This is a genomic window from Algoriphagus yeomjeoni (genome assembly GCF_049821175.1).
GTDB classification, from domain to species: domain Bacteria; phylum Bacteroidota; class Bacteroidia; order Cytophagales; family Cyclobacteriaceae; genus Algoriphagus; species Algoriphagus yeomjeoni_A.
Map to the genome: position 1 here is coordinate 568,976 of NZ_CP187512.1, position 13,583 is coordinate 582,558.

At 39.6% G+C, this 13,583-nt stretch carries 15 protein-coding genes; 9 read left to right on the forward strand and 6 right to left on the reverse strand.

Annotated features, from left to right (window positions below; translation table 11 throughout):
* Window positions 1–58: 58 nt before the first annotated feature.
* The 6 genes from ACPUEN_RS02190 to ACPUEN_RS02215 all read left to right on the forward strand — a co-directional run bounded on the left by ACPUEN_RS02190 (window position 59) and on the right by ACPUEN_RS02215 (window position 5,781).
* Window positions 59–571 (forward strand): hypothetical protein, encoded by a 513-nt coding sequence (locus ACPUEN_RS02190; protein WP_425638199.1) that lies wholly within the window; start codon window positions 59–61, stop codon window positions 569–571.
* Window positions 572–780: 209 nt separating this feature from the next.
* Entirely contained in the window at window positions 781–1,494 is a 714-nt protein-coding gene (locus tag ACPUEN_RS02195; protein ID WP_425638200.1) for an esterase family protein, read from the forward strand.
* A 115-nt stretch (window positions 1,495–1,609) separates the two neighbouring features.
* Complete coding sequence (locus tag ACPUEN_RS02200; RefSeq protein WP_425638201.1) at window positions 1,610–2,566, forward strand: ATP-grasp domain-containing protein; 957 nt, start codon at window positions 1,610–1,612, stop codon at window positions 2,564–2,566.
* A 24-nt stretch (window positions 2,567–2,590) separates the two neighbouring features.
* Window positions 2,591–3,709, forward strand: a complete 1,119-nt coding sequence (locus tag ACPUEN_RS02205) for a carboxylate-amine ligase (protein ID WP_425638202.1) — start codon at window positions 2,591–2,593, stop codon at window positions 3,707–3,709.
* A gap of 44 nt (window positions 3,710–3,753) precedes the next feature.
* Window positions 3,754–4,584 carry a type 1 glutamine amidotransferase gene (locus ACPUEN_RS02210; RefSeq protein ID WP_425638203.1) on the forward strand — a complete coding sequence of 277 codons (831 nt, stop codon included), beginning with the start codon at window positions 3,754–3,756 and terminating at the stop codon, window positions 4,582–4,584.
* Window positions 4,585–4,590: 6 nt separating this feature from the next.
* On the forward strand, window positions 4,591–5,781 hold the full coding sequence (locus tag ACPUEN_RS02215) for a hypothetical protein (RefSeq protein WP_425638204.1): 1,191 nt from the start codon (window positions 4,591–4,593) through the stop codon (window positions 5,779–5,781).
* A 63-nt stretch (window positions 5,782–5,844) separates the two neighbouring features.
* On the opposite strand, the gene pyrE is transcribed toward ACPUEN_RS02215, so the two are convergent.
* Complete coding sequence (pyrE, locus tag ACPUEN_RS02220; protein WP_425638205.1) at window positions 5,845–6,489, reverse strand: orotate phosphoribosyltransferase; 645 nt, start codon at window positions 6,487–6,489, stop codon at window positions 5,845–5,847.
* Window positions 6,490–6,588: 99 nt separating this feature from the next.
* Between pyrE and ACPUEN_RS02225 the strand changes: the two genes are divergently transcribed.
* Entirely contained in the window at window positions 6,589–7,275 is a 687-nt protein-coding gene (locus ACPUEN_RS02225; protein WP_425638206.1) for an NUDIX hydrolase, read from the forward strand.
* Here ACPUEN_RS02225 and coaD read toward each other — a convergent pair.
* Genes coaD through ACPUEN_RS02245 form a run of 4 tightly spaced genes read right to left on the reverse strand, consistent with a single transcriptional unit; the run spans window position 7,263 to window position 9,731 of the window.
* Window positions 7,263–7,718 carry a pantetheine-phosphate adenylyltransferase gene (gene coaD, locus ACPUEN_RS02230; protein ID WP_425638207.1) on the reverse strand — a complete coding sequence of 152 codons (456 nt, stop codon included), beginning with the start codon at window positions 7,716–7,718 and terminating at the stop codon, window positions 7,263–7,265. The two genes, ACPUEN_RS02225 and coaD, sit on opposite strands and share 13 nt — an antisense overlap.
* A gap of 43 nt (window positions 7,719–7,761) precedes the next feature.
* Entirely contained in the window at window positions 7,762–8,580 is an 819-nt protein-coding gene (locus ACPUEN_RS02235; RefSeq protein WP_425638208.1) for a DUF3822 family protein, read from the reverse strand.
* A gap of 11 nt (window positions 8,581–8,591) precedes the next feature.
* The gene (locus tag ACPUEN_RS02240; RefSeq protein WP_111613510.1) at window positions 8,592–9,173 is read right to left on the reverse strand and encodes a hypothetical protein; all 582 of its coding nucleotides are present in this window, start codon (window positions 9,171–9,173) and stop codon (window positions 8,592–8,594) included.
* Between the two features lie 48 nt (window positions 9,174–9,221).
* Window positions 9,222–9,731, reverse strand: coding sequence for an NUDIX domain-containing protein (locus tag ACPUEN_RS02245; protein ID WP_425638209.1), 510 nt, complete (start codon window positions 9,729–9,731; stop codon window positions 9,222–9,224).
* A 14-nt stretch (window positions 9,732–9,745) separates the two neighbouring features.
* Here ACPUEN_RS02245 and ACPUEN_RS02250 point away from each other — a divergent pair, with 14 nt between their 5' ends.
* Together ACPUEN_RS02250 and ACPUEN_RS02255 are read left to right on the forward strand one after the other, a co-directional pair.
* Window positions 9,746–11,209, forward strand: a complete 1,464-nt coding sequence (locus ACPUEN_RS02250) for an ATP-dependent DNA helicase (protein WP_425638210.1) — start codon at window positions 9,746–9,748, stop codon at window positions 11,207–11,209.
* A gap of 127 nt (window positions 11,210–11,336) precedes the next feature.
* Window positions 11,337–11,732: a DUF1573 domain-containing protein gene (locus tag ACPUEN_RS02255; RefSeq protein ID WP_425638211.1), complete on the forward strand. Its 396-nt coding sequence runs from the start codon at window positions 11,337–11,339 to the stop codon at window positions 11,730–11,732.
* Between the two features lie 599 nt (window positions 11,733–12,331).
* Here the strand turns inward: ACPUEN_RS02255 and ACPUEN_RS02260 are convergent.
* Window positions 12,332–13,030 carry a hypothetical protein gene (locus ACPUEN_RS02260; protein ID WP_425638212.1) on the reverse strand — a complete coding sequence of 233 codons (699 nt, stop codon included), beginning with the start codon at window positions 13,028–13,030 and terminating at the stop codon, window positions 12,332–12,334.
* Between the last annotated feature and the right edge of the window lie 553 nt (window positions 13,031–13,583).

The following is a 13,583-nucleotide window of genomic DNA, read 5'->3' on the forward strand; positions in this document are numbered from 1 at the left end:
TGATTATTAATATTGCCTCAGAATCTTTTACTATGTATTTAAAATGTAATTTTTTTCTATGAAAGTGATTTTTAAAACGCTGGAAAAGTCCTCCATTTTGGCTTTTCTTTTTGCCTTATTTGTTTGTTTTAATATTTTGTTAAACCTGTACATGCCTCCAAAATTGGCATTGGACTTACGGTTTGCCTACTCTGCCAGTGAAGCATTTAGTGTTTTGCAGACCATGGGAGGAAGCATGAGAAAACAATACCTCTTGATAATCTGGGTATTGGATATGCCGTACATGATTTTTTATTTATTACTTCTCATCGGGCTTATCTGTAAAATCTGGAAGAAAAAATGTCTTATTATTTTACCTATCGTCACTGTGTTGTTAGATCTTTTTGAGAACCTTACGGTCTCTGTTCTAATTCTGAGATTTCCTTCCGAAAGCTTCACTCTAGGATATTTGGCCTCATTTTTTAGCACCACCAAATGGATCTTTGTAGGTGCCTGTCTTCTCTATATAATTGTTGGGTTGATCCGCAATCTTCTAAATAGGCGCAGAACCGACCTCGATTTGAATAGCTAGTAATTAATCTTTTTTCAATAAGCTGACACTACTTTCTTTTCTTTTTAGGATATTATGACTAGTATTTGAAAGTGAGAGAAATCCGCTGATTTTTCAGTGTTTGTTGAAATTTTATTTGTGTAATCGAACAGGTTGAAAACGGCACATAGATGTATGATGATACATCTTGCGAGATTCCAGGTGGCCAATAGAGATCAAATTTTAAGCACATGAAAGAAGAATATTTAAAGTGGTTTTCTCCCCATTTACAGCGGGATGTAGAAATGTTGGTTTTTGGTCATGCAGGATACCCTGTGGTTGTTTTTCCTACGTCCAAGGGTTCTTTTTACGAAAATCGAGATATGGGTTTGGTGAAATCTGCGCAATGGTACCTAGAGCAGGGGCTAATCAAGATTTACTGTCCTATCAGCAATGATGCCGATAGTTTTTACAATAAAGGCATTCATCCTCATCAGCGAATTCAGAATCATGTAGCTTATGACAAGATGATTTGCCATGAGATAGTGGAACGAATCCGGTTAAGCACGCCTGTAGCTAAGGTTGTGATGGCTGGCTGTAGTTTTGGTGGATATCACGCCGCTAATTTTGCCTTTAGGCATCCTGGCTATGTCAGTCATTTGTTTAGTATGTCGGGAGCATTTGATATTCGAAGCTTTATGGATGGATACCAGCATGATGATATCTTTTACAATAATCCATTAGAATATCTACCAGGACTTCATGATCAGGAATTATGGAAAATGGATATTGTTTTAGGAACGTCAAATTGGGATATATGCTATGACGCGAATATCAAATTACATGATACACTTAGAGCAAAAAACATCAATCATTGGTTTGATGTAAGGCAAAACCGTCAGCATGATTGGGATGTTTGGAAAGAAATGTTCCCGCATTACCTCAGTAGAATTAAGTTTAACTAGATCAGCTTATAAAAATATTTTGTATGAAATCGAGCATGACGAAGAACCTCACACACTGGAATGATTATACCCTTGCGAGATTCCATGTGGCCATTGAATAACTAATTATAAACACATGAAAAAAATAGGAATACTTTTCGGAATGGAGGACACTTTTCCTCAGGCTTTTATTGATAGAGTAAATCAGAAAGCTGAAAAAGGAATTATCGCTGAAGCAGTTCAGATTGACAAGGTGATTCAAAACCAGTTAACAGAATATGCTGTGATTATTGATAGGATATCGCAGGATGTCCCTTTCTACAGAGCCTATTTAAAAAATGCCGCTTTGACTGGCACAGCAGTGATTAATAACCCTTTTTGGTGGAGTGCTGATGATAAATTCTTCAACAATGCTCTTGCAGATCAATTGGGCGTACCGCTTCCTAAAACTGTGATTTTACCTTCGTCCAAACATCCGGATGACACTTCTTCCAAGTCGTTTAGAAATCTAGTTGCTCCTTTGGATTGGGAAGGCATATTTAATTATGTAGGTTTTCCTGCCTATATGAAGCCATATGCTGGTGGAGGTTGGAAAAATGTATATCGCCTGGAGGATAAAGATGAATTCTTTAGAACGCACCCGGAGACCGGTCAGCTGGTGATGATGCTTCAGGAGGAAATTGTTTTTGAAGAGTATTTCAGAGTGTATTGTCTTGGTGGAAAAGCAGTGAAAATCATGCCTTACGAACCACGTAATCCGCATCATCTTAGGTATGTGGTCGATGGGCCACCTTCTTCAAAGAAATTATTGGCAACCGTCAAAGATTACACTTTACGTCTTTGCAAGGGTCTAGGCTATGATTTCAATACGGTAGAATTTGCTGTGAAAGATGGGATTCCTTATGCAATTGATTTTGGGAACCCAGCTCCTGATGCAGATATAAATTCTGTAGGAGCAGAGAATTTTGAATGGGTAGTGGAAGAGGCAGCTAAGATGGCAATCAGCTATGCAAAAGCCCAAAAGCCAGGTAAAATGAACCTAACCTGGGGGACATTTATGAAGGATTCTGTAAGTACTGCCAAGAGGTTCTAAAAATTTTCAGCTTAACGATATAACATGGCTTCATCACTGAAAAAGCTTCCCAAATTTACATTGGGAGTAGAAGAAGAATATCAGATAATAGATCCTGAAACGAGAGATCTTCGCTCCCACATGTCTAAAATTGTGGAAGGAGGGAAGATTACTCTGAAAGAGCAGGTGAAAGCCGAAATGCACCAATCGGTGGTAGAAGTAGGCACCAATGTCTGCGAAAATGTAGCTCAAGCAAGAGCTGAAGTCTCTTCACTTCGAAATAAAATCTCTGAATTAGCTGCAAAGCAAGATTTAGTCGTAGGAGCAGCCAGTACCCATCCCTTTGCCAGATGGCAAGATCAGGAGATCACTGATGATCCAAGGTATCATGTAATTGTAGATGAATTAAAGGATATAGCCAGGTCAAATCTGATTTTTGGGCTTCATGTCCACGTGGGAATTGATAATCGGGAAATTGCAATTCAGCTGATGAATCAGGCTTGCTATTTTCTTCCGCACATTTATGCTTTGACTACAAATTCACCTTTTTGGGAAGGAAGAAATACAGGCTTTAAGGCATTTAGAGCTAAGATTTTTGCCAAATTCCCTAGAACTGGATTACCGGAATATTTTGATTCTGTGCAGTCTTATGATAATTACCTGGAGACTTTGGTCAAAACAAACTGTATAGATAACCCTAAGAAAATATGGTGGGATCTACGAATTCACCCATTTTTCAGTACGATTGAATTCCGCATTTGTGACATGTGCCTGACGGTAGATGAGACCACATGTATCGTGGCTTTAATTCAGGCTGTGGTCGCTAAATTGTACAGACTTCTTTTAAGTAATACTAGTTTTAATATCTATAGAATAGCGCTGATTCGTGAAAACAAATTCCGGGCGGCACGAAATGGAATTGAAGGTAAACTCATTGATTTTGGAAGGAAAATTGAAGTTCCTACATCCGAGCTGATCATGGAGCTTTTGGATTTTATAGACGATGTGGTCGATGAATTGGATAGTCGATCCGAAATCGATTATGTGCATCAGATCCTTAAGAACGGTACTGGGGCAGATCAGCAATTAGCGGTTTTTGATCAAACTCAAGATTTGAAAAAAGTAGTAGATATGATCACTTCAAAGTTTAACGAAGGGATTTAAGCGCTTTTATTACCTTTGCGGGCGCAATATTAAAATTAGGCAACGTGGGAAAGAAAAAATTGAACTTGGCGATCTTGGATATGTACGATGGCGAGCCAAATCAGGGGATGCGTTGTATCAAAGATATCGTGGCTAGATTCGATAGTCAGGTGACTTACAAAATATTTGACGTAAGAGGCAAAGCCGAAATACCTGAAATCCGTGATTACGATCTCTTTATTTCAACCGGTGGACCAGGAAATCCATTGGATGGAGATGGGAATTGGGATTTGAAATATTTTGATTTTTTGGATCAAATTTGGATCTGGAATCAAAATTATAATCACAAAAAATATATACTCTTCATTTGTCATTCTTTCCAGATGGCTTGTAGGCATTTTGGATTGGGAACACTTACCAAGAGAATATCCACTTCCTTCGGGGTGATGTCCGTTCATAAGACAGCTGATGGACACAAGGATTCCTTACTTCAAAACCTGGATAATCCTTTTTGGGCAGTAGATTCTAGAGATTATCAGGTGGTACAACCTGATTTGAAGAAATTCAAAGTACTTGGATCCAAGATTATTGCGCTTGAGAAAATTAGAGATCATGTGGAATATGAGCGTGCAATCATGGCTATTCGATTTTCACCCGAGATGGTTGGAACTCAATTTCATCCAGAAGCAGACCCAGTGAGTTTCCTGGCTCATTTGAAAAAGGCGGAAGTGAAAGAAAAAATCATTGCGCTTATGGGAAAGACAAAGTTCCGAAAAATGCTTGAGCACATGACAGACGAGGATAAGATCTATAAAACAAATGAGACGCTTATTCCAAATTTTCTTGAGCAATCTATCCAACAAATAAAAGCATCTAAAACTCTCACTTTAATTTAAACCACGATGATTGAATCCCGCAGAGCTCAATTTAATAGGGAATTTTCTGTAGAGAAATATCAGGATTTCCTTGCAGACATAGCCGCGGACTTCGATTATGCGCCTACTTTTAGAGTAGCGGAAACGCCTTTCTTTATCCCTAATGAGGTTAAAAAGCAGCTGGAAGAAGCTTGTCAGGAAGTTTGCGATTTTGTGAGTAAACCAGACTTCAAAGCAATTACTCAGCGGGCAATTGATCTTAATACAGCTGTTCCCAATGAAGATGCACATACCCAATTTATGGCTATCGATTTTGGGATTTGTGAGGAAAATGGAAAGATAGTACCGAAACTTATCGAAGTGCAGGGCTTTCCCTCCATCTTTAATTTTCAATTCAATCTTTATCAAAAGATTCAAAAGCAGTATCCATTTATTGCAGAACTGACTCCTTATATGTCAGGGATGGATTCGGATACTTATTTGGAAAAGCTGAAGGAAGTTTTGTTCAATGGGCACGATAAATCAGAAGTGGTTTTGTTGGAGATTGAGCCTGAAAAGCAGAATACCAAGATTGACTTTTACTATTGTCGCAGAGATTTGGGAATACCTGTTATTTGCGTCACTGATGTAATTAAAGAGGGAGACCAACTTTTTTATAGAGATGAATCCGGTGCAAAAATTCGTATCAAACGAATTTACAATCGAGTGATTTTTGATGAGCTGGACCTCAGACAGGATTTGAAATTGCAGTTTAGTTTTCAGGATAAGTTAGATGTGGAGTGGGCTGGACACCCGAACTGGTACACCAGGATTTCGAAGTTCATCTTGCCTTACCTGAGCGGTAAGTATTTTATAGAAACTACCCTATTGAGTGAGCTTGATCAGATACCGGAAGATTTGGAAAATTATGTCCTTAAGCCTTTGTTTTCTTTTTCGGGGTCCGGAGTGATTTTCAATGTAAAAAGAGAAGATATAGAGCAAGTGAAGGACAAGGATCTATACATCCTACAGAAAAAAGTAGCTTATGCTCCGGTAATCCAATCCCCAGATGGCAAAGTGAAAGTGGAAGTTAGGATTTTGGTGCTTTGGCCAGAAAAAGATGAAAAGCCAACTTTGGTAGGCAATCTATCAAGACTAAGCCGCGGAGAGATGATTGGGGTGAAATTCAACAAAGACAAAGACTGGGTAGGAGGATCTATTGGTCTTTTTGAGAAGTAGTGTACAGATTTTAGCCCAAAAAAATGGCAGTGAGAAATCACTGCCATTTTTTCTAACTGGAGTTTATTGTTTCCAACTCGCAGGATCTTTTCTCCACTCTGAAAGAGATTCTAATGTGTCGTTTGTGATGTATTTTCTTTCTACAGCTCTAGGCAGCATGGCTTCATAATGACTCAAGCATACAAGTTTAACCCCTGCTTTGTCGAAGTTTTGCTTTGCGACATCAAATCCGTAGCTGAAAATGGCAACCATCCCTAGTACCTCAAATCCTGCGTCTAGCAAGTCTTGTGTTGCTTTGAGAGAACTTCCCCCTGTAGAGACAAGATCTTCCACCACGACTACCTTTTGACCCGGAACGACCTTTCCTTCTATCATATTTTCCATTCCATGACCTTTTGCCTTAGATCGAACATAGATAAACGGTAAGTCAAGATCATTTGCAAGCAAAGCTCCTTGAGGTATCCCTGCAGTAGCAACTCCGGCTATTGCTTCAACGGTTGGAAAATAATGTTGAATACTTCTGACCAGTTGGTCTTTGATCATCTTTCTAACCTTTGGAAAAGAAAGAGAAAGTCTGTTGTCACAGTAAATTGGTGATTTCCAGCCAGAAGCCCAGGTAAAAGGCTTTTCGGGCTGAAGTCTAATCGCTTGAATTTCCAGTAATTTATCAGCTACTTCTGCAGCTACATTCTTGTCTAAAATTTCCATGTCTCAAAAATAAGAGATAAACTTAGCCTAAGGTTGTAGCAAGTGAAAAAAATATGCACTTTTGAATAATTCCAAACACCCCAAAACTTTTGATTCATCATGAGAATCTTCGTGAATGACAAACCCTTTGATCTGATAAGCTACGAAGAGCTGAATCCTTCAAAGTCTTTCGAAACGGTTTATTTTCAGATGGAGGAGCTTTCTGCCCATTTGCCTTGGAAAGACGATGTGCTTTTTCATGAGCCTTCCCATGACTTAATTATCAGGCTGCTTTACCTTCTTCGCACCAGAAAGTTAAAAGATCTTGATTCAATTACTTTGGTGACTAAGGATAAAGCAGCGTTGAAAAAGTTTGTTAAAAGTCGCTTTTCAATCATCAAAGCAGCGGGAGGGGTGGTTTCCAAAAAGGATAAAATGCTACTCATATACCGTCTTGGGAAGTGGGATTTTCCCAAGGGGAAATTTGAAAAAGGCGAAACACCAAAGCAATGTGCAGTTCGTGAAGTGGAGGAGGAGTGTGCTGTGAAAGTAAAGGCAGGTAATAAAATCTGTAATACTTGGCATACTTATACCCAAGACCGAAAAAGTATATTGAAGAAGACGTATTGGTTTGAGATGGATTGCCTCAGTGATGCTGATATGACTCCGCAAAAAGAAGAAGGAATAGATGATATCAGATGGTTTTTTGAGGCTGATGCAAAAATAGCCTTAATCAATTCCTATCCCTCGATGCGGTATCTATTTAAGCAGTTTATTAAGAGCCACCTGAAACCTCAGACGTTGTAGGGCAGGAATTCGGTGACGTCGCCTCCAAAGCGATGAACTTCACGAATTATAGTCGAGCTAATCGCAGCATATCGGGGAGATGTAATCAGAAACACAGTTTCTAGCTCTGCATTTAGATAGCGATTCATTTGGCTGATCGTATTTTCGTATTCAAAGTCGGTCGTATTTCTCAAGCCTCTGATTAGAAACTTCGCATCATGCTTTTTGGCTAAAGTAGAGGTTAGTTCGTTATAAACGATCACCTTTACTCCCGGAATGTTTTCGTATACACTTTCCACCTTTTCCACCATATCATCTATCTCGAAATACCTGGATTTTTTGGTGGAATTATAGCCAATTCCAATTATTACTTCGTCAAACAAGTTCAGGCTTCTCATCACAATGTCGTGATGACCGAGTGTATATGGATCAAAGGAACCAGGGAAAATGGCTATTTTTTTCATTGGGTATAGTTAATTATTCACTGGTCTTTTGAGCGTTTTTCATTTAGTCAAATTGCCAATTGGTTTCAAAAAGATTGACGGACTTCAAATGCTTGAACCCATGGGTATAATTTTGATTTGCATGGGGACTAAGTAACCTGAAATGATGGAAGTAGGCTTTTCCCCATTCTTCTGTAATCTCACTTTCTGAAGTTGCTCCAAAAAGACTAATGCGTACGTGATTACGATCAAATTTAAGTTGCTCAATGAAAATCAGAGTATACTTCAAAATGTCTTCTTTTGAATCTATCGAAAACATATTGAAAGCTGCGAGCTCCTGATTGGAGAATGCAGCAACATAAATTTGATTTCCAAATATGCTAATCAAGATCTCCTGTCCGATCAGATTGAACCTCTCTTTGAATAGATATGACAAGAAGGATACAGAACCATGATGAAAAGTCAATTCTGAAAAACGTGCTTGGAGGGATTTTTTCAATTTCCCGGCTATTCCAGATAATATCTGAAGATTATTGCTGTCTAGAGGGGTGCTGAAATAACTTGTATTAGGGCGCTGTTCGCTTGCAAACGACAAATAGGTAGCCTCTTCTCCAGGCTGAAATAAAACGCCAGGCACAAGACTAAAATCAGGCTGATGGAGATAGATCGTAGCAGGAATGTCATTTTTCAACAAGTGATCAGATATGACCAACTGTTCCAATGAATTCCAGTCGAAATTTAAATATTCGTGTATACAAATATTTGTTTGGTTCTTATCCTTCGCGAAGATGAATAAAGAATCCGGATACAAAAAAAGTGATAGGTTTGATGCATCTTCTACATCGAACCTATCACTTTTAAATACTTTAAGATTACTTTCCAAAATAGGAGGTTTTATTTCCAGTTACCTTCGGTAGAGGCATCTGTTCTTGAACCTACTTTCAAAGCTTTCTCATTATTGTTCAGTCTTCTATCTGGATTGATTGGAGCAGGATCTCTAATCTCAAATACAGAGATTTCATAGGAGTTTCTTTCCACTTTGTCAGCGAAGAATTCAAATTGTTTTCCTCCAGAACCTGGTACTACTACCAAGGCGTCTAGGTTGAAATCAGGATATTTTCTTTCGTTAAATAAAGAATCAATCACAGGTACGGAACCCAATGTATCAAACTCTACTGTGACTTCCTCAGCACCATAATCTAGCACTTTAGTAGTCTCAGTTCTTTGTACAAGCCAGATTTGACCATTTTGGATGAAATTCTTTAATTCAGCCCAATTAGCAGCATATCGTCCATTGGAAGCCTGAAATGCCAACTCAGCATCTCTAAGCATTTGCAATTTTTCTATGATTGCTGCTTCAGTAAGAGCAATTCTTTTTTCGTCCTCAACTACGTCGTCAACACCTTTCCAGAGAAGGTAGCCAAGACCAATTGCCACTACGAAGAAGACCAAGGATAGTACTTTTGATAAATTCATTTGATAAATTTTTAAGAATCTGGGTAAGGTTGAAGGTTATAAATCGTGCTATTTTAGAGAATTATTTCCAAAATTAAAATATCCTCGCAACAATACTAAGTCCTCCAGTGATTTTATTCCCCAAAAGATTTGATGAAGGGCTTCATTAGGCAATGACTGGATTTCATTTATACTCATCCACTTGATTTCTTCAATAATTTGAGAATCTGGATAAAGCTCTGGATCCGTTCCTAGTGCTAATTTTCCTCCAATTTTCTCCACGAGAAAGAAATGTTCCATCGCGTGAAGAGGCGCTGCCAGGTATTCGTTAACGAAAAGATAAGCTTTTACATCTACATCTAGGCCAGTTTCCTCAGAAAACTCGCGTTTTAAATTTTCCGACGCACTACTTCCATAATGCATTCCACCGCCAGGGACTGACCATAACACGCTGCCGTTTCCCATTAAATGTTTGATCATCAGGATTTTTTTGTCCTCGATCAGAATGCCATTTACGCGGGATCTTAAATGATTTCCAAACTTTGCTTCGATTTCTTTGCTGATTTTGTCTTTTGGCATTTACATTCGTTTGTATGAGTAAAGATAAGGAGTCAATGCCGAGGCCTTCGACATTGCTGAGTAAATATTTCCCTTTTGAGCCAACCTCAGGCCAGGCTGCCTTTTTCTCTAAGATGGATAAGTTTCTTCTCATGGAGCCTGAGACAAAACCAACCTTCGTCTTACGTGGGTATGCCGGTACGGGAAAGACTTCTGTGATCTCGGCAGTTGTGAAAGTGCTCCCCAAACTATTCATGCGCTCGCTTTTGCTGGCACCTACGGGTCGTGCGGCAAAAGTAATGAGTAATTACAGCGGACGTGCGGCATACACGATTCATAAGATTATTTATAAACCCAAGGCGGAAGATGGAAGTTTGGGTGGGGGGTTTATTCTTCAAAAAAATTATTACAAGGACACTGTCTTTATCATCGATGAATCCTCCATGCTGGCAGATGATGGTGGTATGTCCGGTAATTTACTCGGGGATTTGATCAGCTTTGTTTTCCATGGGCAAAATAATCGGTTGATCTTGGTCGGGGATACCGCGCAGCTTCCCCCTGTAGGATCTGAATTTAGTCCGGCGCTGGAAGCAGGTTATTTACTGAGACATTTTAGACTGAATGCTGACTTTATTGAATTGACCGAAGTGATGCGTCAGCGTTTGGAGTCGGGTATTTTATTTAATGCCACTAATCTGAGACATCAGTTGCAGCTGGAGAAGCAGGAGATCCAAATTAGCACGAGCCAGTTTAAGGATATGTTCAAAATGACCGGTGAGCGACTGGAAGATGGGTTGAGGTATGCCTATGATAAGTTTGATACGGAGAATACGACGATTATTACCAGATCCAATAAAGCTGCAGTCCAATACAACCTATATATCAGGAGGACCATCCATTTTTTCGAAGATGAAATCAGCTCGGGAGATTTGCTAATGATTGTTAAGAATAACTACACCTATATGGCTGAGTCAGAAAAAGTGAATTTCCTGGCAAATGGAGATATGGCGGAGGTGATGAAAATCCGGAATTTCGAGGAGTTTTATGGTCTTCGATTTGCTACCCTTGAGCTTCGGTTGTTAGATTATCCAGACGAGCCCCATTTTGAGGCTAAAGTAATCCTAGATACCCTTTATTCGCCCAGCCCTTCCTTAACAAGAGATCAGTACCGTAGTCTTTATCAGCAGGTGTCCGAAGATTATGCAGATGTAGCCAGTAAAGTGGAACGAAAGGAGTTGATTCGAAAAGACCCATTCTTAAATGCATTGCAAATCAAATTTGCCTATGCGCTGACCTGTCACAAGGCTCAAGGAGGACAGTGGAAAGCAGTTTTTGTTGATCAGGGGTATTTGCCAGAAAATCAAGTGGATAAAGATTTTACCCGTTGGCTTTATACGGCTATGACTAGAGCTACTGAGGAATTATACCTGGTGAATTTTGCCCCGGTTTTCTTCGTGAAGCCAAAGGAGATACAGGATTCTGACTTGGATAGTTTTTAAAATAATTAAGCTTCAGATTATCTTTTGGCAAGGTATTTTCATTTTATTAAATCTTACAGCTTGAAAAACCGTTATTTTGAAGTTGAGACAAAAAATTGAATATTTGAAAACCAAATACTATAAACAGATGAAAAAATTAGGAATCTTATTGACAGTCTTTGTGATGGCGATCGCATTTAATGCAAATGCGCAGGAACAAAGTGGTGCAGTACTCACCTTCAAGGAAAAATCTATTGATTTTGGTGATATCACGCAAGGCGATAAAGTTGAGCATACATTTGAATTGACAAACACCGGAAGCACTCCACTAATTATTTCCAATGTGGCGGTAACTTGTGGATGTACGGCTACTAGCTGGCCAAAAGAGCCAATTGCTCCAGGTAAATCTTCCGAGATCAAGGTATCTTTCAATTCCGCTGGAAAAATGGGCAAGCAAAATTCAGTTGTGAGGATTTATTCCAATGCCTCTGAACCGATTGAGAAAGTATCCTTGATATCTAACGTTTTGCCAAAGACGAAGTAATCTTTAACTGAAAAGATAATAGTTAAGCCTCCCGAGAAAAAATCGGGAGGCTTTTTTGTTACAGATAGCCTGTCTCGTTTCGAAAATACCTTTGTAATAACTTATGAAGCCGAAGTTTTAACACAGCTTCCAATTGACTGGCTCAAAGGTATCACCAAGAAAACCTTACCATACAGCTTTGAAGAGCGACTTCAAAAACTAAGAGAGGTATGTATGAGCTGGGTAAACAAGTACCGATTGGCCAGTATTCAGGCCAAGCTCAAACAACTCGATGAATGGCTGAGAAATGCGCAGCATTCATGAACACCATTGAAAATAAACTCACTGTGAATAAACCGTCTCAGATATTGCATCTGGTCCGCAGCGGCGGATCAAAGTCTTATACTGGTCACAACAATTTCACTCTCTAGACTGAGAAGAAAAGGCTATCTAAGTATGTTGGACTATTACTCTAAATCAAAACCTGAGATTCAGTGAACCGTCGTATACTGCCTGTCCCGATACTTCGGGAAGACCCGTATCCCGCACGTGCGGGAGTGGTGTGAGAGGTGCACCGTGGGCTTATAGCTCACGGCCGTCTACTCGATTAGCGGCTGGCTTTATTTTTCAATTTCATAAATTCCTGTGTCAGTTACAATAAATGTCCCTAAGTCAGTCTCTTCGTATTGCCACAGTTTCTCTTCAAAAGTTTCAATTAGTTCGAGTTCCTTAGTTTTATTGTCAAATCTGAACAGCTTGTTATTTCCCATATTTGGGATGTAAACGAATTTTCCCTTCACAAATAAACTCTCAGGATAGCTTAAAGGGTCGTACTTATCGTCCCAAGTGTATTCTCCAATTTTATAAATCTCTTTTCGGTCGGATATCGAAACTTGAGTAACTGTCTGACCTGTCGGAAATGCAAGCCAAAGAAAATCTGGAAATTGGTAGTCAATGTCGTAAATCGGGTGTCCTTGTCCAATTTCGTCAGCTCCCCACTCAAGTATTCTTTTAGCGTTTTTGTCAAATCCGTGAATTACTCCTTCTTGATAAAAACAGAAATATTGGTTTCCCTTTTCGTCTTTTGTCAATTGGTAACTTTCGATGTTCGAGGGAAGTTGTTCTTCAATTAGTTTATAATTTTCTCCAACTGTCTCTTTAGCAAAATATTCTTTGTCTACTTGTCGAAGCTCCCTTGATTCACCAAATGCAAAAAAGTCGGGATTCGCTCCGTTATTCCAACTTATCGTCAGAATTTCGGACTTTCCAATATAGAAGTTTCCTGTCTTTCCCTTGTCTGTTATTTTCTTTAATTGCATTTCGTTTTTCTGCTTGCCGCTAACGGCAACTGTATGGTGTGTATCCCGCAGGGTATGCACTATACAGAATGTGTGTGCCCAGCATGGGCATCTGGTATCGAAGATACCAAATTATTCCAGAGGGTGGAAGTCCCTTGCAGGCGAGTTGGTGAAGCCTGTTAGTAAGCCGCAAGCTGGTTTGCCGTGAGGCATGCAGTGAAGGAAGCGGGACTACAAAATCCGGTACTGACGAACAGAAACGGCATACGGAGGCCATTTAGGGAGGGTGAGCAAGCACATCTTTGTAAAGCCTCTGACCAACAATCTCTAGGTGGTAGATGCTGCAGGAATCGGAGGAAGGAATATGTCCTTACCTGGGGAGATCTCTTACTTCACGAGTTGAAGTTTGAGAAGTCAGCAGAAGCCATAGTACGGATCGGGAAACGAGCCGATAAAGAGAATCGGAGGACTCACAAGAAAAGGAAGGGCTGAACATTGAATCGCGTCCAAATTCGGATAGGAATGCTGAAAATTCAGGATAGCCTACCCTTAAGCGGACAAGGAAAACAAAGTA